Origin of the sequence: Mesorhizobium sp. M0051, from assembly GCF_040323235.1 — a bacterium.
In the GTDB taxonomy this organism is placed as follows: Bacteria; Pseudomonadota; Alphaproteobacteria; order Rhizobiales; family Rhizobiaceae; genus Mesorhizobium.
In genome coordinates this window covers 1-20,885 of sequence record NZ_JAMYUT010000002.1, presented here as the reverse complement: position 1 = coordinate 20,885, position 20,885 = coordinate 1, and the positions used below count along the sequence as shown (strand labels likewise).

The 20,885-nt window shown below is 63.1% G+C and carries 20 protein-coding genes; 8 read left to right on the top strand and 12 right to left on the bottom strand.

The genetic code is table 11. The features are described 5' to 3' along the window. Positions 1-77: 77 nt before the first annotated feature. The gene (locus tag NKJ90_RS01960) at positions 78-782 is read right to left on the bottom strand and encodes a nitroreductase (RefSeq protein WP_352485591.1); all 705 of its coding nucleotides are present in this window, start codon (positions 780-782) and stop codon (positions 78-80) included. A gap of 171 nt (positions 783-953) precedes the next feature. Here NKJ90_RS01960 and NKJ90_RS01955 point away from each other — a divergent pair, with 171 nt between their 5' ends. The 5 genes from NKJ90_RS01955 to NKJ90_RS01935 all read left to right on the top strand — a co-directional run bounded on the left by NKJ90_RS01955 (position 954) and on the right by NKJ90_RS01935 (position 8,626). After that, positions 954-1,550, top strand: coding sequence for a helix-turn-helix domain-containing protein (locus NKJ90_RS01955; RefSeq protein WP_352828469.1), 597 nt, complete (start codon positions 954-956; stop codon positions 1,548-1,550). A gap of 99 nt (positions 1,551-1,649) precedes the next feature. Continuing rightward, entirely contained in the window at positions 1,650-4,103 is a 2,454-nt protein-coding gene (locus NKJ90_RS01950) for a GcvT family protein (protein ID WP_023757776.1), read from the top strand. Then, on the top strand, positions 4,100-5,005 hold the full coding sequence (locus NKJ90_RS01945; protein ID WP_023757777.1) for a homocysteine S-methyltransferase family protein: 906 nt from the start codon (positions 4,100-4,102) through the stop codon (positions 5,003-5,005). The genes NKJ90_RS01950 and NKJ90_RS01945 overlap by 4 nt, the downstream gene beginning before the upstream one ends. Continuing rightward, positions 4,998-6,179, top strand: a complete 1,182-nt coding sequence (locus NKJ90_RS01940) for a pyridoxal phosphate-dependent aminotransferase (RefSeq protein WP_023757778.1) — start codon at positions 4,998-5,000, stop codon at positions 6,177-6,179. The genes NKJ90_RS01945 and NKJ90_RS01940 overlap by 8 nt, the downstream gene beginning before the upstream one ends. Then, positions 6,176-8,626 carry a GcvT family protein gene (locus NKJ90_RS01935; protein ID WP_023757779.1) on the top strand — a complete coding sequence of 817 codons (2,451 nt, stop codon included), beginning with the start codon at positions 6,176-6,178 and terminating at the stop codon, positions 8,624-8,626. Before NKJ90_RS01940 ends, NKJ90_RS01935 begins: the two co-directional genes overlap by 4 nt. A gap of 169 nt (positions 8,627-8,795) precedes the next feature. Here NKJ90_RS01935 and NKJ90_RS01930 read toward each other — a convergent pair whose 3' ends face one another. The 7 genes from NKJ90_RS01930 to NKJ90_RS01900 form a co-directional block, all read right to left on the bottom strand. After that, entirely contained in the window at positions 8,796-9,383 is a 588-nt protein-coding gene (locus tag NKJ90_RS01930) for an NAD(P)H-dependent oxidoreductase (protein WP_023757780.1), read from the bottom strand. Further along, complete coding sequence (locus NKJ90_RS01925) at positions 9,383-9,886, bottom strand: NAD(P)H-dependent oxidoreductase (RefSeq protein WP_023757781.1); 504 nt, start codon at positions 9,884-9,886, stop codon at positions 9,383-9,385. The genes NKJ90_RS01930 and NKJ90_RS01925 overlap by 1 nt, the downstream gene beginning before the upstream one ends. Positions 9,887-10,088: 202 nt before the next feature. Further along, the gene (locus tag NKJ90_RS01920) at positions 10,089-11,492 is read right to left on the bottom strand and encodes an FAD-binding oxidoreductase (protein ID WP_031259671.1); all 1,404 of its coding nucleotides are present in this window, start codon (positions 11,490-11,492) and stop codon (positions 10,089-10,091) included. Continuing rightward, positions 11,492-12,793, bottom strand: a complete 1,302-nt coding sequence (locus NKJ90_RS01915) for a cytosine deaminase (protein ID WP_023757783.1) — start codon at positions 12,791-12,793, stop codon at positions 11,492-11,494. Before NKJ90_RS01915 ends, NKJ90_RS01920 begins: the two co-directional genes overlap by 1 nt. A gap of 78 nt (positions 12,794-12,871) precedes the next feature. Further along, entirely contained in the window at positions 12,872-13,723 is an 852-nt protein-coding gene (locus NKJ90_RS01910; RefSeq protein WP_023757784.1) for an ABC transporter permease, read from the bottom strand. Then, complete coding sequence (locus NKJ90_RS01905) at positions 13,710-14,537, bottom strand: ABC transporter ATP-binding protein (RefSeq protein WP_023757785.1); 828 nt, start codon at positions 14,535-14,537, stop codon at positions 13,710-13,712. Before NKJ90_RS01905 ends, NKJ90_RS01910 begins: the two co-directional genes overlap by 14 nt. Positions 14,538-14,548: 11 nt before the next feature. Beyond that, a complete protein-coding gene (locus NKJ90_RS01900; RefSeq protein ID WP_023757786.1) occupies positions 14,549-15,553 on the bottom strand; it encodes an ABC transporter substrate-binding protein in 1,005 nt (334 codons plus the stop codon). A 266-nt stretch (positions 15,554-15,819) separates the two neighbouring features. Here NKJ90_RS01900 and NKJ90_RS01895 point away from each other — a divergent pair, with 266 nt between their 5' ends. Together NKJ90_RS01895 and NKJ90_RS01890 are read left to right on the top strand one after the other, a co-directional pair. Then, on the top strand, positions 15,820-16,203 hold the full coding sequence (locus tag NKJ90_RS01895; RefSeq protein WP_023757787.1) for a RidA family protein: 384 nt from the start codon (positions 15,820-15,822) through the stop codon (positions 16,201-16,203). 55 nt (positions 16,204-16,258) lie between these two features. Further along, positions 16,259-17,062 (top strand): creatininase family protein, encoded by an 804-nt coding sequence (locus NKJ90_RS01890; RefSeq protein ID WP_352485587.1) that lies wholly within the window; start codon positions 16,259-16,261, stop codon positions 17,060-17,062. Here NKJ90_RS01890 and NKJ90_RS01885 read toward each other — a convergent pair whose 3' ends face one another. After that, entirely contained in the window at positions 17,063-17,572 is a 510-nt protein-coding gene (locus tag NKJ90_RS01885; protein WP_023757789.1) for a tyrosine phosphatase family protein, read from the bottom strand. It lies immediately after the preceding gene. Next, entirely contained in the window at positions 17,569-18,615 is a 1,047-nt protein-coding gene (gene cobD, locus NKJ90_RS01880; RefSeq protein WP_023757790.1) for a threonine-phosphate decarboxylase CobD, read from the bottom strand. The genes NKJ90_RS01885 and cobD overlap by 4 nt, the downstream gene beginning before the upstream one ends. Here cobD and cbiB point away from each other — a divergent pair. Continuing rightward, the gene (gene cbiB, locus NKJ90_RS01875; RefSeq protein WP_023757791.1) at positions 18,614-19,582 is read left to right on the top strand and encodes an adenosylcobinamide-phosphate synthase CbiB; all 969 of its coding nucleotides are present in this window, start codon (positions 18,614-18,616) and stop codon (positions 19,580-19,582) included. The genes cobD and cbiB overlap by 2 nt on opposite strands. 128 nt (positions 19,583-19,710) lie before the next feature. Here cbiB and cobO read toward each other — a convergent pair whose 3' ends face one another. Together cobO and cobU are read right to left on the bottom strand one after the other, a co-directional pair. Then, positions 19,711-20,325: a cob(I)yrinic acid a,c-diamide adenosyltransferase gene (gene cobO / locus NKJ90_RS01870; RefSeq protein ID WP_023757166.1), complete on the bottom strand. Its 615-nt coding sequence runs from the start codon at positions 20,323-20,325 to the stop codon at positions 19,711-19,713. 1 nt (position 20,326) lies between these two features. Continuing rightward, on the bottom strand, positions 20,327-20,770 hold the full coding sequence (cobU, locus tag NKJ90_RS01865; protein ID WP_352485680.1) for a bifunctional adenosylcobinamide kinase/adenosylcobinamide-phosphate guanylyltransferase: 444 nt from the start codon (positions 20,768-20,770) through the stop codon (positions 20,327-20,329). Between the last annotated feature and the right edge of the window lie 115 nt (positions 20,771-20,885).

Here is a 20,885-nt window from a genome sequence, read left to right as displayed (position 1 = left end):
CTGTTCGTGATTGAGGGCGTCATCACGCTCTGTGCGCTGCTTGCCTACCTACCACCTGGGTTCCTAGCCGGACCGGCTTACTCGCTGAACGTCACCCACTCTTCCAGCGGCACGCGGTCGGTGCGGAAGGTGTTTTCCGGTTTGGATAGGTCCTCATGGCCAAGCGCCATACCGCAGACGACGATCTCCTCGTCGGGAATGTTGAGCACCGGCCTTATCTGCCGATGGTAGGGTGCAAACGCTGCCTGTGGGCAAGTGTGCAAACCCCTACCGCGCGCCGCGACCATGATGTTCTGCAGGAACATGCCGTAGTCGATCCATGAGCCTTGCTTGAGCCGGCGGTCGATGGTGAAGATCATGCCGACCGGCGCGTCGAAGAAGACGAAGTTGCGGTCGTGCTGGGCGCGCATCTTGTCGACCTCGCGGCGGCCGATGCCGAGCGCGCCGTAGAGGCCGAAGCCGTTGGCGCGGCGCCGGGTCAGGTACGGCTCGAAGAACTGGGTGGGATAGTAGCGGTACTCGTCCCAGTCGGCTTTTTCGGCGCGAATGCCAGAATTGAGAATGGCGTCGGTAATCTGCTGCTTGGTCTCGCCCTTGGTGACATAGACCTTCCACGGCTGCATGTTGGTGCCCGACGGAGCCCGCGCTGCAACTGCCAGAATGGCGCGGATCGTATCGTCGTCGACCATGTCGGGCAGGAAAGCGCGCACCGAGCGGCGCGACAGAATCGCCTCGTCGACGATCTCGGCCTCGCTCGCGATTCGAGTGTTGTTTTCCAGCATGGGCCGTCCCTTAACCCTCGTCTCGACCAGACGTCCCCACTCGCCGTTCGTGCCCGAGCCTTTGCATGAACCATCAAAATCGTGCAAGCAAATCTTGAGCAAGCGTGAAAATCCACTTGATTTTTTCATGCGCTTGATTTCTCATGAAATTTATGCGGATTTTTTCATGAAGTGAGCGCCTTGCCTTCGCCTACAGCAAGTACATTGCAGGGACCTGACGAACGCGTGCTGGCCGGCGATATTAGGGCCTTGCGCAAACTGCGTGGTCTGACGCTGGCGGAGATCGGCCTGAAGCTTGGCCGTTCGGTCGGTTGGGTCAGTCAGGTGGAGCGTGGCTTGTCAACGCCATCGCTCAGCGACCTCAGAGCTTTCGCCGAACTGTTTGGTGTGCCGATCAGCCTGTTCTTCAGCCATGACGTGCCTGTCGAAAGCGAGCGCGGCGTGGTTGTGCGCGCCGGCAGACGTCGCACGCTTGGCACAAGCGAAACCGGCTTGGTGGAGGAGCTTCTGTCGCCCGATCTCGGCGGTAGCTTCGAAATGGTGCGTTCGGTCTTCGCGCCGGGTGCCGAACTGAAGGCCGAGGCACAGCGGCCGACCGAGGAAGCCGGGTACGTCGCATCCGGACTGTTCGACATCGAAATAGCCGGCGTCTGGCATCGGCTTGGCGAGGGCGATTCCTTTCGCTTCGAAGGCAAGCCCTACCGTTGGCGCAATCCGGGTTCCGAGCCGGCAATTGTCATCTGGGTGGTTTCACCACCAGTCTATTGAAGAATGCATGTCGCCCAAAAGTGTGCAGCGGTTTTGGGAGAACGACATGCATCAAAACAAAAATAGAAGCGCGACGCGCTTCAGGTTTGGGAGAAGAACATGGCGGGTTTGCCGAGCACGGCTCGCGTGGTGATCATCGGAGGCGGTGCCGTCGGCACCTCCTCGCTCTATCATCTCGCTAAGGCGGGCTGGACCGAGTGCGTGCTTCTGGAAAAGAACGAGCTGACCTCCGGCTCGACCTGGCATGCTGCCGGCAACGTCCCGACCTTCTCCTCGTCCTGGTCGCTGATGAACATGCAGCGCTATTCGACCGAGCTTTATCGCGGGCTGGCCGAAGCGGTCGACTATCCCATGAACTACCACGTTACCGGTTCGCTGCGCCTTGCTCATACGAAAGAGCGTATGCAGGAGTTTCAGCGCGCCAAGGGCATGGGCCGCTATCAGGGCATGGACATCGACATTGTCGGCGTCGATGAGATCAAGCGCCGCTATCCCTTCATCGAGACGCATGATTTGAAGGGCGCGCTCTACGATCCGAGCGATGGCGACATCGATCCGGCGCAGCTCACGCAGGCGCTGGCCAAGGGCGCACGCGACATGGGCGCGAAAATCATCCGTTTCTGCCCGGTCACAGGCGTGCGCCGCGAGAACGACGAATGGGTGGTCGAGACAGCGCAAGGCGAGATCCGCTGCGAGATCGTCGTCAATGCTGCCGGTTACCGCGCCGCCGAAGTCGGCAAGATGTTCGGCCGCGAGGTACCGATGATGGTGATGAGCCATCAGTACATATTGTTCGAGGAAATTGCGGAACTGGCGGCGTGGTCGAAGGAACAGGGCAAGAAATTGCCGCTGCTGCGCGACGTCGACACCTCCTACTATTTGCGCCAGGAAAAGAACGGCATGAACCTCGGCCCCTACGAGCGCAATTGCCGCGCGCATTGGGCCACCCACAACGATCCGATGCCGGAGGATTTTTCCTTCCAGCTGTTCCCCGACGATCTCGACCGGCTCGAACATTATCTGGCCGACGCCGTCGCCCGCGTGCCGATCCTGGGCACGGCCGGCCTGTCCAAGATCATCAATGGGCCGATCCCCTACACGCCGGACGGCAACCCGTTGATCGGGCCGATGCCCGGCGTTCCCAATGCCTTCGAGGCCTGCGTCTTCACCTTCGGCATCGCCCAGGGCGGCGGCGCCGGCAAGGTGCTGGCCGAATGGGTGACCGAAGGCCAGACCGAATGGGACATGTGGTCGTGCGATCCGCGCCGCTTCACGTCCTTTGCCTCGGCGCCAGACTATTGCGTCGCCAAGGGCATGGAGATCTATGGCAACGAATACGCCATCCAGTTTCCGCGCCATGTCTGGCCTGAAGGCCGCGACCGCAAGCTGTCGCCGATCCACGATCGCATCAAGGCGTTCGGAGCCCGCTTCGACGCCTACAATGGTTGGGAGCGCGCCACCTGGTATGCGAAAGACGGCGATGATGTTTCCGAGGAAGCCACACTGACCTTCCGCCGCGACGGACCATGGCAGCATCGCGTGCGCGAAGAATGCCTGGCGGTGCGCGACGCAGCCGGCATCCTCGACCTGCCAGGCTTCTCGCGCTTCAACCTCGACGGCCCGGGCGCCGCCGAATGGCTGAGCCTGCAGGTTACCGGGCTGGTGCCGAAACCCGGCCGCATCGGCCTCGTCTATTTCGCCGACGACAAGGGCCGCATCGTCACCGAAATGTCCGTCGTGCGTCACGACGAGAATTTGATGACGCTGATCACCGCGGCGGTCGCGCAATGGCATGATTTCGAATGGCTGAAGTCGCGCATGCCCAAGGATGCACCATTCAAGTTGATCGACCGGACCGAGGAATTCTCGACACAGGTCCTGGCCGGCCCCAACTCGCGAAAAATTCTCGCCGATGTCTGCGAAGCCGACCTCGCTCTGCCATGGCTGACGCATCAGGAGACCAAGATCGCCGGCCGCTGGGCGAAACTTGTGCGCGTCTCCTTCGCCGGCGAACTCGGCTGGGAGATCCACACAAGGGTCGACGACACTGCCGCCATCTTCGACGCGGTCTGCGCGGCAGGACAGCAGCACGGACTGAAGCCGTTCGGCATGTATGCGCTGGATTCGCTCAGGCTTGAAAAAGGCTACCGCACCTGGAAGGGCGACCTTTCGACCGACTATTCGATCCTGCAAGGCGGGCTCGAGCGCTTCGTCAAATGGGATAAGCCCGAGTTCCGCGGCAAGTCGGCGTTGCTGAACGAAAAACAACAGGGTGTGAAGAAGCGTTTCGTCACGCTGATCGTCGAAAATCCCGGCGACTGCGACGCTCCCTACATGTCGACGCTGTGGCATGACGGCCGGATCGTCGGCGAGACGACGTCGGGCGGCTGGGGCCATCGAATCGATAAATCGATCGCGCTCGGCATGCTGCGCGCCGACCTGACCGAACCCGGCACCACAATCGAGGTCGAAATCTTCGGCGACCGTTTCCAGGCGGTCGTGCAGAAAGATGAGCCGCTATGGGATCCGAAGAACGAGAGGCTGCGCGCATGAAGAGGATCATTCTCACCGATGGCGGCATGGGACAGGAACTGGTTCGCCGCAGCAAATCCGAGCCGACACCGCTCTGGTCGGCCAGGGTGCTGATCGATGAGCCGGATCTGGTGCGCGGCCTGCACGCGGAATTCATCCGTGCCGGCGCTCGCGTCATCACCATCAACACCTATTCAGCGACACCCGAACGCCTGGCGCGTGAGGGCGCCGAGGACCTCTTCAAGCCATTGCAGAAGCGCGGCATCGAATTGGCGAGGCAAGCCCGCGACGAGGCCGGCGATGCGGCGATCGCCGGCTGCCTGTCGCCGCTGTTCGGCAGTTACGCACCGGCACTGACCATTTCATATCAGGATACGCTCGACATCTACCGGCGCGTCGTTGCCGAGCAGGCTGATGGCGTCGACCTGTTCCTGTGCGAAACCATGGCGTCCGCAGAGGAGGCGCGCGCGGCAGTCACCGCGGCATCGGAAAGCGGCAAGCCCGTATGGGTCTCGTGGACGCTGGCCGATCACGGCAAACCGCGGCTGCGCAGCGGCGAGGCAATAACCGCCGCGGCAAGCGCGCTCGACGGCTTGGCAGTCACTGCACGGCTGCTCAACTGCTGCCGGCCGGAAGCGATTGCCGCGGCACTGCCTGAATTGATCGACCTCGGCGGCCCGGTCGGCGCCTATGCCAACGGCTTCACCTCCACCGAAGCGCTCAAGCACGGCGGCACCGTCGACGTGCTGCATGCCCGACATGATCTCGGCCCGGACGCCTATGCCGACCAGGCGATCGGCTGGGTGGAGGCCGGCGCGGACATTGTCGGTGGTTGCTGCGAGGTTGGACCGCCGCATATCGCAGCTCTGCGCGACCGGCTCGAACAGGCCGGCTACGAAATTTCGGGAGTTTTTCATGCCTAAGCCATCATCGCGCATCTCCGGCATCGTGCCTTCGGGCAAGGACGGCTGGGAAGTCCATTCGGCCGCCTGGGCCCGCAAGGAGGCCGGCGAAGACATCATCATGCTGTCGGTCGGCGACCATGATTTCGACACGTCCTCGCAAACCATCGAAGCCTGCGTGACAGCGGTTCGCGGCAGCAACCACCACTACACCCCGCTTCCCGGCTTGCCGCGCCTGCGCAAGGCGATGGCGGCGGCCTCGAGCGCCTGCACCGGCGTCGAGACGACACCAGATCAGGTCATCGCCACGCCCGGCGGCCAGGCCGCGCTCTACGCGGCCATCCAGGCCGTGCTCGACCAGGGTGACCACGCCATCGTCGTGGCGCCCTACTACGCCACCTATCCAAACACGTTCAGCGCTGCAGGCGCCGATTTCACCGTCGTCGAGACGCCCGCCGAAGACGGCTTCCAACCGCGTGCCGACATGATCCGGGCGGCACTCCGGCCGAACACGCGCGCCATCCTGATCAACACGCCGAACAACCCGACCGGTGCGGTCTATTCGCGAGAGCGGCTCGAACAACTCGCCGAGGTCTGCAGGGAGCATGACCTCTGGCTGCTATCCGACGAGGTCTACTGGACACTGGGCGGCGGCGAGCACGTCTCGCCGCGCTCGCTGCCCGGGATGGCCGAGCGCACGCTGGTCATCAATTCGATGTCGAAGAGCCACGGCATGACCGGCTGGCGCATGGGCTGGCTGACAGGCCCGGAGGCGATGATCACACTGCTCACCAATCTCAATCTGGTGACGACTTACGGCTTGCCGGCCTTCATCTCGATCGCCTGCGCCGAGGCGCTGGAGAACCGCTATGGCGTCAAGGAGATCGCCGAGCGTTATGCGGCGCGCCGTACCGTCCTGCTCGACGCCGTGCGCGGCATGAACAATGTCAACGTGCGCGGTTCCGAGGGCGGCATGTTTGTCATGCTCGACATCAGTGCGTTCGAACCCGACGACGAGAAATTCGCCTGGGCTCTGCTCGACAAGGAAAATGTCGCCGTGATGCCCGGCTCCAGCTTCGGCGAAGCCGCAGCCGGCCATATTCGCATCAGCCTCTGCCAGCCCGAACTCGTGCTGCAGGAAGCAGCGCTCCGGCTGCGCCGCTTTGCCTCCAGCTACCGTCGCGAGGCCGCATGACGGGCAAGGCAGTTCCCGCCAAAGCAAGAGCCGTCATCATCGGCGGCGGCGTCTCCGGCTGTTCGGTCGCCTATCACCTTGCCAAGCTCGGCTGGACCGACATCGTGCTCCTGGAACGCAAGCAGCTGACGTCGGGCACGACATGGCATGCCGCCGGCCTGATCGGCCAGTTGCGCGGTTCGCAGAACATGACGCGGCTGGCGAAATATTCCGCCGACCTCTACGTCAAGCTGGAAGCCGAGACCGAGGTCGGCACCGGCATGCGCCAGGTTGGCTCGATCACCGTGGCGCTGACCGAGGAGCGCAAGCACGAGATTTATCGACAAGCCTCTCTCGCCCGCGCCTTCGATGTCGATGTCCGCGAGATTTCGCCCAATGAAGTCAAAGAGATGTACCCTCATCTCAATGTCTCCGATGTCGTCGGCGCCGTGCATCTGCCGCTCGACGGCCAGTGCGACCCCGCCAACATCGCCATGGCGCTGGCCAAGGGCGCGCGCCAGCGCGGCGCCACAATCGTCGAGAATGTGAAGGTCACCAAGATCCACACCAGGGCCGGTCGCGTCACCGGCGTGTCCTGGGCACAGGGCGAAGACCAAGGCGCCATCGAAGCCGACATCGTCGTCAACTGCGCCGGCATGTGGGCGCGCGAGCTTGGCGCGCAGAACGGCGTCACCATCCCGCTGCACGCCTGCGAGCATTTCTATCTCGTCACCGAGCCGATCCCCGGTCTCGGCCGCCTGCCGGTGCTGCGCGTGCCCGACGAGTGCGCGTATTACAAGGAAGACGCCGGCAAGATGATGCTCGGCGCTTTCGAGCCGGTGGCAAAGCCCTGGGGCATGGACGGCATCCCAGAGGATTTCTGCTTCGACCAACTGCCCGAGGACATGGATCATTTCGAGCCCATCCTCGAAATGGGCGTCAACCGCATGCCGATGCTGGCGACCGCCGGCATCCACACCTTCTTCAACGGCCCCGAGAGTTTCACGCCGGACGACCGCTATTATCTCGGCGAGGCACCAGAATTGTCCGGCTACTGGATGGCGACCGGCTATAATTCGATCGGCATCGTCTCCTCCGGCGGCGCCGGGATGGCGCTGGCGCAGTGGATCAACGATGGCGAAGCGCCTTTCGACCTTTGGGAAGTCGATATCCGCCGCGCCCAGCCGTTCCAGAAGAACCGCCGCTATCTCAAGGAGCGGGTCTCCGAAACGCTCGGCTTGCTCTATGCAGACCATTTCCCTTATCGCCAGATGGCGACATCGAGGAATGTCCGCCGCTCACCCCTGCATGCGCATCTGAAGGCGCGTGGTGCTGTCTTCGGCGAGGTCGCCGGCTGGGAGCGCGCAAACTGGTTCGCCCGTGAAGGCCAGGAGCGCGAATACCGCTATTCCTGGAAGCGGCAGAACTGGTTCGATAACCAGCGCGAAGAACATTTCGCGGTCAGGAACAAGGTCGGCCTGTTCGACATGACCTCCTTCGGCAAGATCCGCGTCGAGGGCCGCGACGCCTGTGCCTTCCTGCAAAAACTATGCGCCAACGACATGGACGTCGCGCCGGGCAAGATCGTCTATACCCAGATGCTCAACCAGCGCGGCGGCATCGAGAGCGACCTCACCGTCTCGCGCCTGTCGGAGACAGCGTTCTTTCTGGTCGTTCCCGGCGCCACGCTGCAGCGCGATCTCGCCTGGCTAAGAAAACACCTCACCGACGAATTCGTCGTCATCACCGATGTCACGGCGGCCGAAAGCGTGCTCTGCCTGATGGGACCGGACTCGCGAAAGCTGATCCAGAAGGTGAGCCCGAACGATTTCTCCAACGAAGCCAATCCGTTCGGCACGTTCCAGGAGATCGAGATCGGCATGGGCCTGGCCCGCGCCCACCGCGTCACCTATGTCGGCGAGCTCGGCTGGGAACTCTACGTCTCGACCGACCAGGCAGCCCATGTCTTCGAAGCAATCGAAGAGGCAGGGGCCGATGTCGGGCTGAAACTCTGCGGCCTGCACACGCTGGATTCCTGCCGCATCGAAAAGGCTTTTCGGCATTTCGGCCATGACATTACCGATGAGGACGACGTGCTGGAAGCCGGCCTCGGCTTCGCGGTTAAAGCGGCCAAGGGCGACTTCATCGGCCGCGATGCCGTGCTGCGCAAGAAGGAAGCCGGACTGTCACGCCGGTTGGTGCAATTCCGCCTGAAGGACCCGCAACCCCTGCTCTTCCACAACGAGGCGATCCTGCGCGACGGCAAGATCGCCGGTCCGATCACATCAGGCAATTACGGCCATCATCTCGGCGGCGCCATCGGGCTCGGCTATGTGCCATGCCAAGGCGAGAGCGAGGCGGACGTGCTGGCCTCATCCTACGAGATCGAGATCGCCGGCGAGCGTTTTGCGGCGGAAGCATCGCTGAAGCCGATGTACGACCCGAAGTCGGAGAGGGTGAGGATATAGCGCAGCCCTACCCTTCTCCCCTTGTGGGAGAAGGTGGATCGGCGCGTAGCGCCGAGACGGATGAGGGGTGTTCCAGCGGAGTGAGACGTTGGCGTTCCCTGGAACACCCCTCATCCGTCGCCTTCGGCGACACCTTCTCCCACAAGGGGAGAAGGGAAAGGCGTGCCACTCAAAACCGCTCCAGCTTCGCCCGCACTTTCGCCAGAAACGCTGCGCGCGACCGTGGCGTCGAGGAATCCATCAGATAGTGCGCCAGGAAGAATGTCCGGCAACGTGTCGCGCACAGCGCCCGCATGCCGCGCAAAAGGGTCTTGCGTCCGGGCTGGCCGACGACGACGCTCCACCAGGTCGGCGCGCCGCAGGTGGTGATGACGCCGACCTTGGTCACATGCGTCATCAGCGACTTGATGCGTCCCTTGCCAGCAGGCAGCTTGAAGGCGACATCCGTCGCCCACACCCGGTCGAGCCAGCCCTTCAGCATCGCCGGCAGCCCATACCACCAGGTCGGATAGACGAACAGGATCGCTTCGGCCCAGTTGAGCAGTTCGAAATGCGGCCTCAGCGCCGGGTCCTGCGGCGCCTGGTCGTTGTAGGAGCGCCGCTCGTCGCAGGTCATCACCGGGTCGAATTTCTCGGCATAGAGGTCGAGCAGCCGCACCTCCCAGCCCCTCGCCTTCAGCACGTCCACGGCGGTATCGCGGATTGCGGCGCAAAAACTCTCCGGCACCGGATGGCAGTAGACCAACAGCGCGCGCATCAGAAGGCGTCCATGCTGGCTGCGACTCTTGCCGCGAAGGCCTTGCGCGTGCCGTCTGTAGACAGGTTCATTGCATAGTGAGCGAGATAGCTCACCGGCGCGCCCGGTTTTACGGTGGCGCGCAGCATACGCTTGATCAATTTGCGGGGCGGATCGCCCATCAGCATGGCGCGGAACCGGCTGCCGCCATAGGTGGTCACCGCTGCGACCTTACGGATATTGTGCAGCGACGGCTGCACCTTGCCGTCGACCAGCTTGAACGAGACGCCCGGCAGGAAGACGCGATCGAAGAAGCCTTTCAGGATCGCCGGAAAGCCGTAGTTCCAGACCGGATAGGAAAGCACCAGCGCATCCGCCCGCAGCAGGCGTTCGACATAGGAAGCCACCGCATCGGAGGAGCCGCGCTGGTTGTGATAGTCCAGCCTTTCCCGGCGCGTCAGCCGATGCAGGCCGGCATTGAAGCTGGTCTCGACCGGATGGGCGTAGAGGACGAGGATGTTCATGGGATGAAGTCTCGCAGGTCAGCGCGAGGCACCCCCCTCTGCCCTGCCGGGCATCTCCCCCGCAAGGGGGGAGATCGGACTGCCGCATCGCTTTCGCCAACTGTCAACGCCGCAGGATGGTCGCGACCGAGAGGCTGCCAATCTCCCCCCTTGCGGGGGAGATGTCCGGCAGGACAGAGGGGGGTGTTCAAGCGCGAACCTCTCATCCCGTCCTCTGCAGCCCCTTGAACAAAAAAGTCCGGCCCGATCGGTAGTCGTAGTCCGGCTTCTCCCAGGCGATCATCTTGCCGGGGTTGAGCAGGCCTTGCGGATCGGTTTCGCGCTTGAAGGCAAGCTGCACCGCGTCGGTCTGCTTCATGCCGCCCTCTTCCAACGTGTAGCGGTGCGGGTTGAAGATCGGGCAGCCATTCTCCTCATGCAGGCGCACGATCTCGTCGAGCCGCGCCTCGGTGGTGAACTTGACCAGCGGCAGGCCGAAGCAGGTGATGTTGCCGTCCAGCCGCACGAACTCCAGATGCGAGAAAACCTCGCCCGGAAACATCGCGTCCATTTTCTCGACCAGCGCCAACTGGTTGGGAAAGGGATAAAGCGATTGCAGATAGGTGATCGAAGGGTCGACGCGCAGCGCCCTCAGCGTCGTGTGATTCCACGCCAATTCATAGGCTGGCGGCAGGCCCTTTTTCTCCTCCGGCGTTACGGTGGCCGCGTTGAAGATCACTTCGCCGCCGGCACGGCGGGTAAAGGCCAGGAAGGCATCCAGCCCATGCCACGCCACCATGACCACGCAAATGCTCTGCCCTTCCCGAAGGAATTTCTGGTGGCGCTTGAAATAGAGCTGCGGCACGGGTGCCGCTATCGGTGTGATCAGCTTGGTCAGGATGCCGTCCTGGCAAGCAAGCGCATTGCCGTAGCGGGCCGCATCCATGAAAGTGTCGAAGCCGACGATGACATCGACCCAATCGTAAGCAGCGGTCAGCGGCATCTCGACTTCGGTGATGATGCCGTTGGTGCCATAGGCATGGGTCACCTTGTGCAGGTCCTCGCCGGTGAGTTCGAGCGCTTTTGGCTCCGCTTCCATCGTCACCACGCGCAGCCGAAGCACATTGCCGAAATCGCGCAGGCCGCCGAAATTGATCGAACCGATGCCACCCGAACCGCCGGCGATGAAGCCGCCGATCGAGGCCGTGTTGTAGGTGGACGGCGACAGCCGAAGCTCCTGGCCGGAATGCGCCCGCGTTGCCTTGTCGATGTCGGCCAGAATGGCTCCCGGTCCGGTCACCACGCGACCTGGCGCGATCGACTTGATTTCATTCATCTCGGCAAGGTTGAGCACTACGCCGCCGGAGAGCGGCATCGCCTGCCCGTAATTGCCGGTGCCGCTGCCGCGCGGCGTCACCGGCACGCCATGGCGATGGCAGGCCGCAAGCACGCGGATCAGTTCGGCCTCGGTCTTCGGCGTCACGATCAAATCGCCGGTGACATGATCGAGCTGCTGCTTCAGCACCGGGCTATACCAATAGAAATCGCGGCTCTTCTGCTGGACGATGGCCGGATTGTCGTCGACCTTCAGGCCTTCGAGATCGCGTTTGAGCGCCGAAACGTCCATCATTCCACCATCAGTTCGTCGAGTTCGGCATAGTCGGGCAATTGCCGGTCGATCGCCCTGCCGCCGCGCACGACAACGCGATCCGATTCGGGCCGCGACAGCAATTCCGTCCAGCTTCGACCTTTGAACACGATGAAATCGGCATCGCCACCAGCGGCGAGCGTACCGAAGCCGTCGAGCCGCATCACTTTGGCCGGCGTCGCGGTGATTGCTTGCGGCCAGTCGGCGACCGGATGATCGAAATGCAGGATGCGCGTCGCCATGCGGTAGACCTCCAGCATGTCGAGATCGCCATAGGCATAGAACGGGTCGCGCGTATTGTCGGATGCGACCGCCACCGGAATGCCCCTCGCCTTCATCTCATGCAGCAGCGTCACGCCACGCCAGCGCGGCGTGGTGCCGTTGCCGCGCCGGTCCTGCAGATAGAGATTGCACATCGGCAGCGACACGACGGCCAGCCCCGCCTTCGCCACCTTGTCCAGCGTGTCCAGCACATCGAGGTCCGGCTGGCGCGCCAGCGAACAGCAATGGCCGATGAGGATCTTGCTCTCGAAGCCGTTCCAAAGGGCGGCTTCCGCGATCTTCTTCAGCGATATGGCGGCAACATCGCCGGTCTCGTCGGCATGGAAATCGAGATCGAGGCCATGCTTGATCGCCTGCGCGAAGACATGGTCAAGCAGCTCTTCGAGGTCCGGCACCATATAGGTGACGACCCCGAGCACGCCCTTCGCGGCCGCGACCCGCTTGGCCAGCCTGTCGAACCACTTCTTGTCGCGCACGCCCTCGATGCCGAGCAGGCAGGCGCCCTGCAACTCGATGCGGCCGTGCCATGCCTCGCGCATCGTCTCGAACACCGGCCAGGAGATCTCCTCCTGCGGTGCGACGCTATCGAGATGCGTGCGCAGCGCCCTTGTGCCATGGGCGTAGGCTGAACGCAGCGAAAAATCCATACGCCGCGCCACGTCCTCTGCGCTCCAGCGCGCGGCACGGTCGGCGCCGGTGGCGTTCAACGCACCCATGAAGGTGCCGTCGGGATTGGGCATTCGCGGCCAGATATGGCCCTTGTCGATATGCGTGTGGCAGTCGACGAAGCACGGCAGCACTATACGGCCGGCGAGGTCGACGGCATCGGCACGTGCCTTCGATTTGCCATGCGCTGCAATGCTGGCGACTTTGCCGTCGGCGACGGCAATGTCGCCCAGCGCGAAACCGTCACTGTCGTAAGTTGCAGTAAGGCCCGACGTCAGTGATTGATGAACACGGACGTTAGCGAGCTGATAAGAGCCGGAGGCTGGTATCAAGGCCTGCCCCCATCTGTCTTGAGGGGGAGATGTCCGGCAGGACAGAGGGGGGTATTTCGCGCCAACATTATAGTCATCCTAGCGCTCCTGCTTCAGTGCGCTTTCATGCCAGCGCCGCAAGATGAGATGCGAAATCAGCGACAGCACGAGGAAGATCAAAATGCCGGTGAGCGAGATCAAGAACAGCGCCGCGAACAGCCGCGGCGCGTTGAGCCGGTAGCCAGCCTCGATGATACGCGAGGCAAGCCCCGACGACTGGCCGGTGGTGCCGGCGACGAATTCGGCCACGACGGCGCCGATCAGCGACAGGCCGCCGGCGATCTTCAACCCGCCGAGAAAATAAGGCATCGCCGCCGGCAGCCTGAGATAGCGCAACTGCTGCCAGCGCGTCGCACCATTGAGCTTGAACATGTCGCGCAGATTGCGGTCGACGGAGTTGAGGCCAAGCGTGGTGTTGGACAGTATCGGAAAGAAGGCGACGATCCAGGCGCACAGCAGAAGCTTGGTCGTCTGGTCATTCACATAGATGTTGATCAACGGAAAGATCGCCACGATCGGCGTCACCTGCAGCACGATCGCGAAGGGGAAGAACGACATCTCGACCCATTTCGATTGCGCGAACAGCACCGCTAACCCGACCCCGCCGATGACGGCCAGAGCCAGGCTGAGGAAGGTGATGCGCAAAGTGACCAGCAGGGAGGAAAACAGCAGGCCGGCATCGTTGTAGAGCGTCCACAGAACCACACCGGGGCGCGGCAGGATGTACTGCGGAATCTCGTTCCACACGCAGATGCGGTCCCACAGCCAGATCGCCAGGATCATGATCGCCAGCGGCAGCACCCAGCGGCCGATCCGCTCGAAGCGTTCCTGGCGCACCCGGCGTGCTTCCTCGGGGTCGAGTTCGAGCACCCTCTCGTCAATGGCCGTCATGGTGTGTGCCTGCTGTTGCGTTGATGGCCTTGACCAGCACATCGGAGGCCTGGCGGCACAGTGCCGCATAGTCGGGCGAGGTGCGAAACGCCTCGTCGCGAGGATAGGTGGCCTCGATCGCGAGTTCGTCGAACACCCTGCCCGGCCGTGCCGCCATGATGACGACGCGGTTGGAGAGAAAGACGCTTTCGAAGACGCTGTGGGTGACGAACACGACGGTGAAGCGTTCGTCTTGCCACAGCTCCAGCAGATCATTGTTGAGCTTGAAGCGGGTGATCTCGTCGAGTGCCGCGAACGGCTCGTCCATCAAAAGCACACGTGGCTTGGTCACCATGGCCCGCGCAATCGAGACGCGCATCTTCATGCCGCCGGACAGTTCGCGCGGCACCGCGTCTTCGAAACCGGTCAGATGCACCCGCGCCAGCATTTCCGTTATCGCCGGTGTCGCCTTGGCGCGCGAAATGCCTTTCAGCCGAAGCGGCAGCCAGACATTGTCGAAGACATTTGCCCAGGGCAAAAGCGTCGGCTCCTGGAAGACGAAGCCGATGTTCGAGCGGTCAAGCGAGCCGCCGCCGCGCCAGTCGAGCACGCCGGAGGTCGGCGTCGACAGGCCGGCGATCAGCCGCAGCGCCGTCGACTTGCCGCAACCCGATGGTCCGAGCAGGCTGAGGAAATCGCCTTCCCGGATCGTCAGGTCGACATCGCTCAGCGCCGTCACACCGTTGGAAAAAACCTTGCCGACGCCACGCAGCGCCAGAAGCGTCGAGGACGTGCCCGACGCAGACGGCGCTGGCGCCACTTTTTCCTGCATCATGCCGGGACGGCCTACTTCTTCAGCTCGAGCCCGACGCCCTTGTTGACGAAGGTCAGCGTGTAGGCCTTCTTGACGTCGATGCCGGCTGGCGTGACCTTGGCCTTGACCATCTTGTCGTAGAAGCTCTGGACCCGCGCATCGGTCATTGCGCCGATTCCGAGCTTTTCCGTGTCGCCGGAATCGGCCAGGCCGAACTTCTTCATCTGATCGATCGAGAACGCGATCTGCTCGTCGTTCATGTCGGGGTTGTCTTTCTTGATCATGTCGTTGGCGGCCTTGTTGTCGCCGTAGAGATATTTGTACCAGCCCTTGGCCGAGCCATCGACGAAGCACTGGACCACCTCCGGCTTCTTGTCGATCGTGTCCTGCATCACCTCGATCGTCGTCGCGTAGGTGTCCCAGCCATAGTCGGCCAGCAGGAACTGGTTCGGCACGAAGCCGCCTTCCTTCTTTACCGCGAACGGCTCGGAGGTGACGTAGCCCTGCTGGATCGACTTCTTGTCGGCGAGGAAAGGAGCGGTGTTGTAGGTGTAGGGCGCGCGCTTGGAGGCGTCGAAACCGAGTTCGATGACCATCCATTGGAAGAAGGTCTGCACGCCCTCGTCGCCCAATATGTATTGGTCGGCGTTCTTCAGGTCTTCCCACTTGTCGAGCCCTTCGCCGGGGTGGGACATGATGACCTGCGGATCCTTCTGGAAGTCCGCCGCCACCACGCGCATCGGAATGCCTTGCTGGACGGCATCGAAAGCCGACAGGAGATTGCCGCCCATGTAGAAATCGATCTTGCCGGCAAGCAGCATCGGCCGACCGCTGACCTGCGGGCCGCCCTGCATGATGGTGACATCGAGGCCGCAGGCAGCGTAGGTGCCATCGGCCACGGATTGATAATATCCGCCATGTTCCGGCTCGGCCAACCAGTTGGTGCCGAAGGTGACTTTCTCATTCGCAGCGGCACTCAGCGTGCCGGCTGCAAGCAGCGCCACCACCGCCGCCGAAATCTTCTGTTTTCCGTACATCGACACCACCCTCTGTTTGCTCCGGCGCGCCACGCGCCAGGCTCGACACCAAAGAATCAAGAAGCAAGACATATGCCACCAGCGCCTTGCGCCGGGACCGCCCGCTTGCACCACAGCCATCTGCGAAAGCCGGACAAGGTCGTGCTGCACGAGAGGCATCGTGCCTATTTTTTGAACGCCTGTCCACAATCGCACCAGCAACATGCACCGCCATCTTGAATGCGTGACGGGTCAGGCCTTAGGCTGGCGGCATCCAGGAGATTGCCATGTTCAAATTCCTCACCCCGAAGTCGATCAAGCCGCCCTTTGCCCGCTACAGCCATGGCGTCGAAGTGCCGGCCGGCAAGCGGCTGGTACTGTGCTCGGGCCAGGTTGCCATTACGGCGGACGACGAGATCCCGGAAGACGCGGGGGCACAAGCCGAGCTCTGTTTCCGCAACATCGCCGCGGTGCTCGGCGAGGCCGGGCTGGCCCTCGGGGATATCGTGCGCATCAACGCCTATGTTACCGACCGCGCGCATCTGCGGCCTTACATGGATGTCCGCGACCGCCTGTTCTCCAGCCCCGCTCCGGCATCGACGCTGATGATCGTCTCCGGATTTGCGCGGCCCGAATTCAAGGTCGAGGTCGAGGCGATCGCGGCTGGGTGATCGACAGGCCGTCCTTCCCGCGCTAGGTCTGGCTGGTTGATCGAAGAGGCATGACATGACGGTTGCGAAGAAGCGCGTGTGGTGGGGCGATTACCGGACCACCGAATACGCCTCGATCGATCCGGAGGCGACGGTCGCCGTGCTGCCGGTGGCTGCGATCGAGCAGCATGGACCGCACCTGCCTGTTTCGACCGACACCTCGATCATGAATGGCATGCTGGACACGGTCATCTCGCGCCTGCCTGATGATCTCGACATCCGAATCCTGCCGGTCCAGGCAGTGGGCAAGTCGAACGAGCATCTGCACGCGCCGGGCACCCTCACCTTGCCGGCAACCACGCTGATCGAAGCTTGGACCGAGCTAGGCCTGTCGATCGCGCGCGCCGGCGTGCGAAAACTGGTCGTCGTCAATTCGCACGGTGGCAACGAGGAGATCATGGGCATCGTCACGCGCGAATTGCGCGTGCGCGAAAAAATGCTGGCGGTGAAGACCAGCTGGCAGCGTTTTGGCCGCCCGGCCGGCATGTACACCGAGCTCGAGGACCGTCACGGCATCCATGGCGGCGATGTCGAGACCTCGCTGATGCTGCATTTCCGGCCGGACCTTGTCGACATGGGCAAGGCCGACAATTTCGTTTCCAACGTCGCCAAGGCCGAAAAGGAATTCTCGCTGCTGCGCCACACCGGCACCCACGCCTTTGCCTGGATCGCTAGCGATCTCAACCCGAATGGCGTGGTCGGCGACGCCAGCATCGCCACATCGGAAAAAGGCCGGCTGACGGCAGAATATCAGGCCGATGGTTTCATCAGCCTGCTGCGGGATGTGCGCAAGGCGAAACTCGTCGACTGGCTGAAATAGCTAGCCGTCAATCTTGAGCGCGAAAGGCGTGCCTTCGAAAGCGTCGGCACCGCGCCCGATCGCTTCGATCGCCTCGACCATGCGGCCGTTGCGATCGAGCAGCGTGTCGGCCACCGCAATCAGTCGCGGATTGGGTGTCGCCGATGGTGACAGCGCTCGCAGCGTTTGAGCCAGTTCGGCCTCGTCGCGTTTCGGCGCCAGTGCTGCAGCGATGATATAGGCCGAGGCGGTCGAGCGGCTGATGCCGGCATAGCAATGCACGACCATCGGCCTTGCCCGGTCCCAGCGGCGCGCGAAATCGAGCAGGTTGCGGACATGATCCTCGCCCGGCATGGTCATGCCGTCCTGCGCCACCGCAATGTCATGCATGACCAGGTGCAGATGGTTTTCACTCGCTATCGAGGCGGGACGTACCACCTCCGTTCCAGCGGCAAGCAGCGACAGCATGCGCTCGGCACCGGTCCTTGCCACCGTTTCCTCGATCTTTGCCAACGAGCAGACATAGATCATTGCTTCGAACCCTTTGATCGATCCTCGCGCCGCGCCGTCCATTCGGCAAGAGCGGATTCAAGCCGCTGCCATTCCTCCTCGCTCCCCGGCAGGCCGGCGCGCAGGACATGTGGCCGGTCGGCAAAATGCCGAAGCAGGATGCCGCGCTCGCCAAGGGCTGCAAACAGGCCATCGGCATCGGCCAGGCGGAGATAGCGAAACAAGGTCGTGCCGCCCGCGACGAGAATGCCGAAGCGGCCGAACAGCGTATCGAGCCGCGCCGATGCTTCCGCAAGGGATGCCCGCATCGCGTCCTGCCAGTCAATGTCGGCAAGCGCGCGGATGCCGTATTCAAGCGCCGGGCCGGCGACAGCCCATGGCCCGAATTGCGTTTCCAGCCGTTCGACCGTCGCTACATCGCACAGTGCGAACCCGAGCCGCAGCCCGGCAAGACCGAAGAACTTGCCGAACGAGCGCAGGACGACGATGCCGCCACTCTCGACATCGCCGGCAAGGCTATGTTCACGCGGGCCGACATCCATGAACGCCTCGTCGACGACCAGCAGCCCGCCCTTGGCGCGCAGTCGGGCGGCCAGCGCCAGCAAACGGTCCCGCTCGACGATGCGTCCATCCGGATTGTTCGGATTGACGACAATGGCAAGGTCGGCGTCTGCCAGCGCTTCGAAATCGTTGACCTCCAACACTCGGTGTCCGGCGATCGCCGCAGCGCGGGCATGTTCGGCATAGGTCGGCCCCAGCACCAAAGCCTTGCCGGGCGCGATCAGCGATGCAACGCGCGGCAATAGGATCTGCGTGCCCGGTGCCGCCGCGAGGTTGGCTGGCGACGGCGCGCCGTAGGTGCTGGCCGCGATCTCTAACAGGTCACGCGTGCGCGCGGCCTCCGGCAATCGCGACAGCGAGGTGGCGGGCAGGTCGAAAAGCGGGTAGGAGTGCGGATTGATACCGGTCGAGAGGTCGACGAAAGGCCGCGAAGCGTGAGGGAACAGCGCCCTCGCCCGGCCAAGACTTCCACCATGGTCCACCGCTCCTTCAAGAAGCTTCATGTCAGTTCTGATCGCTTTCCTGTCATTGGCCGTCGAATTCGCCCTCGGCTATCCCGACTGGCTGTTTCGCGCCATCGGCCATCCCGTGACATGGTTCGGCAGGCTGATATCCTTTCTCGACCGCAGGCTCAACCACGCTGCTGATCCCGACGCACTGCGTCGCAAGCGCGGTGTCCAGGCGCTGCTGGTCATCGTGCTCGTGCCGGCGCTGATCGGCCTCGGCATGCAGATCCTGCTCTGGTTCGTTCCCATGGGACTCATCATCACGGCCCTTCTGGCAACCTCGCTCCTGTCGCAGAAAAGCCTTTACGAACATGTCGAGGCGGTGGCGGACGCGCTCGACACTGGCGGCCTCGCTCTGGGCCGCGTGGCCGTCTCGCGCATCGTTGGCCGCGATCCCGAGACGCTGGACAGGGCCGGTATCAGCCGCGCGGCGATCGAGAGCCTGGCCGAGAATTTTTCCGATGGCATCGTCGCTCCCGCCTTCTGGACCGGAATCGGCGGCCTCGCCGGCGGCGCCGCCTACAAGGCCGCCAATACCGCCGATTCGATGATCGGTCACCGTACCCCGCGCCATGAGGCGTTCGGCTGGGCGGCGGCACGCTTCGACGATTGGATCAATTTGCCGGCGTCACGGCTGACGGCGCTGCTGATCGTGCTGGCGGCTTTCCTGGTCAGGGACGCCGACCCGCGCAATGCCTGGCACGCGGTGTGGCGCGACGCGAAGAAGCACCGCTCGCCGAATGCCGGCTGGCCGGAAGCGGCGATGGCTGGCGCGCTCGGCCTGGCACTCGCCGGGCCGCGCAGCTACGGCGGCGTCCTGGTCGACGACGTCTTCATGGGCGGAGGCGGCCGCCGCGAAGCCGACAGCACCGATATAAGGCAGGCGCTGAAACTCTATCGCGTCGCCGACTATCTGCTGATTGCGCTGTTCGGGCTGATTTCGATCATCGTCATTGTGGCGTGACCTATTTCACCCTCCCCCTTGTGGGAGGGTCGGCGCGTAGCGCCGGGGTGGGGGTGCGGCGCCGAAGACCCCCACCCCGCTCCACTTCGCGAATCGACCCTCCCCACAAGGGAGAGGGTAGGAAATGCTCAGAACTCAATCCCCTGCTGTGCCTTCACGCCCGCGGAAAAATGGTGCTTGGTCACGCCCATCTCGGTGACGAGGTCAGCAGCCTCGATCAGCGCCGGCTTGGCATTGCGGCCGGTGACGACGACGTGCAGGCCCTCGCGCCGGGCTTTCAGCGCCGCAACCACCTTGTCGAGATCGAGATAGTCGTAGCGCAGCGCGATGTTCAACTCGTCGAGCACCAGCAGGCTGATCGACGGATCGGCCATCAGCTCGAGCACCTTGGCCCACGCCGCTTCGGCCGCGGCGATGTCACGCTTCAGATCCTGCGTTTCCCAGGTGAAGCCCTCGCCCATCGCGTGCCAGATGACGCGGTCGCCGAAGGCGGCGAAGGCGTCTTTCTCGCCGGTATGCCATTTGCCCTTGATGAACTGGACGACGCCGACGCGCTTGCCGTAGCCGAGCATCCGCAGCGCGAGACCGAAGGCGGCCGTCGTCTTACCCTTGCCCGGCCCGGTGTTGACGATCAGCAGCCCCTTCTCGACCGTCTTGCTCGCCACCTCGGCATCCTGCACCGCCTTGCGCTTGGCCATCTTGGCGCGGTGGCGTTCTTCGTCCTTATTGTCGACGTCGGTCATGTCATTTCACCTTCAGCGGGAGTCCCGCCACCATCAGCAGCACTGTGTCGGCGACGGCAGCGATCTGCTGGTTAAGCCGGCCGGCGGCATCGCGAAACCGGCGCGCCAGTGCGTTGTCAGGCACGATGCCTTGCCCGACTTCATTGGACACCACGAACCAGGGCCCGCGCGGCCGCGACAGCACCTCCGCCAGTCGCCGGCATTCCAGCTCGAGATCATGTTCGGCCAGCATATGATTGGTCAGCCACAATGTCAGGCAGTCGACAAGCACCGGCTGGTTGTCGGGCAAGGCCGCGAGCGCGCCGGCAAGATCGAGCGGTGCGTCGATGGTCGTCCAGCCTTCGCCGCGGCGTGAGCGGTGCAGCGCGATGCGCTCGCGCATCTCATCGTCATAGGCTTGCGCCGTCGCGATATAGGTCCATGGCGAGGGCAAGGCCGTCGCCAGGGTTTCGGCGTGGGGGGGGGGGGAGGGAAGCGAGACACAGACACAGCAAAAAAAAAAAAAAAAAAAAAAAAAAAAAAAAAAAAAAAAAAAAAAAAAAAAAAAAAAAAAAAAAAAA

Excerpts from the sequence above, each read along its gene's own strand:
- NKJ90_RS01960 (WP_352485591.1), bottom strand. The coding sequence starts at position 782 with ATGCTGGAAAACAACACTCGAATCGCGAGCGAGGCCGAGATCGTCGAC.
- NKJ90_RS01950 (WP_023757776.1), top strand. The coding sequence starts at position 1,650 with ATGGCGGGTTTGCCGAGCACGGCTCGCGTGGTGATCATCGGAGGCGGT.
- NKJ90_RS01945 (WP_023757777.1), top strand. The coding sequence starts at position 4,100 with ATGAAGAGGATCATTCTCACCGATGGCGGCATGGGACAGGAACTGGTT.
- NKJ90_RS01940 (WP_023757778.1), top strand. The coding sequence starts at position 4,998 with ATGCCTAAGCCATCATCGCGCATCTCCGGCATCGTGCCTTCGGGCAAG.
- NKJ90_RS01935 (WP_023757779.1), top strand. The coding sequence starts at position 6,176 with ATGACGGGCAAGGCAGTTCCCGCCAAAGCAAGAGCCGTCATCATCGGC.
- NKJ90_RS01930 (WP_023757780.1), bottom strand. The coding sequence starts at position 9,383 with ATGCGCGCGCTGTTGGTCTACTGCCATCCGGTGCCGGAGAGTTTTTGC.
- NKJ90_RS01925 (WP_023757781.1), bottom strand. The coding sequence starts at position 9,886 with ATGAACATCCTCGTCCTCTACGCCCATCCGGTCGAGACCAGCTTCAAT.
- NKJ90_RS01920 (WP_031259671.1), bottom strand. The coding sequence starts at position 11,492 with ATGGACGTTTCGGCGCTCAAACGCGATCTCGAAGGCCTGAAGGTCGAC.
- NKJ90_RS01910 (WP_023757784.1), bottom strand. The coding sequence starts at position 13,723 with ATGACGGCCATTGACGAGAGGGTGCTCGAACTCGACCCCGAGGAAGCA.
- NKJ90_RS01905 (WP_023757785.1), bottom strand. The coding sequence starts at position 14,537 with ATGATGCAGGAAAAAGTGGCGCCAGCGCCGTCTGCGTCGGGCACGTCC.
- NKJ90_RS01900 (WP_023757786.1), bottom strand. The coding sequence starts at position 15,553 with ATGTACGGAAAACAGAAGATTTCGGCGGCGGTGGTGGCGCTGCTTGCA.
- NKJ90_RS01895 (WP_023757787.1), top strand. The coding sequence starts at position 15,820 with ATGTTCAAATTCCTCACCCCGAAGTCGATCAAGCCGCCCTTTGCCCGC.
- NKJ90_RS01890 (WP_352485587.1), top strand. The coding sequence starts at position 16,259 with ATGACGGTTGCGAAGAAGCGCGTGTGGTGGGGCGATTACCGGACCACC.
- NKJ90_RS01885 (WP_023757789.1), bottom strand. The coding sequence starts at position 17,572 with ATGATCTATGTCTGCTCGTTGGCAAAGATCGAGGAAACGGTGGCAAGG.
- cbiB (WP_023757791.1), top strand. The coding sequence starts at position 18,614 with ATGTCAGTTCTGATCGCTTTCCTGTCATTGGCCGTCGAATTCGCCCTC.
- cobD (WP_023757790.1), bottom strand. The coding sequence starts at position 18,615 with ATGAAGCTTCTTGAAGGAGCGGTGGACCATGGTGGAAGTCTTGGCCGG.
- cobO (WP_023757166.1), bottom strand. The coding sequence starts at position 20,325 with ATGACCGACGTCGACAATAAGGACGAAGAACGCCACCGCGCCAAGATG.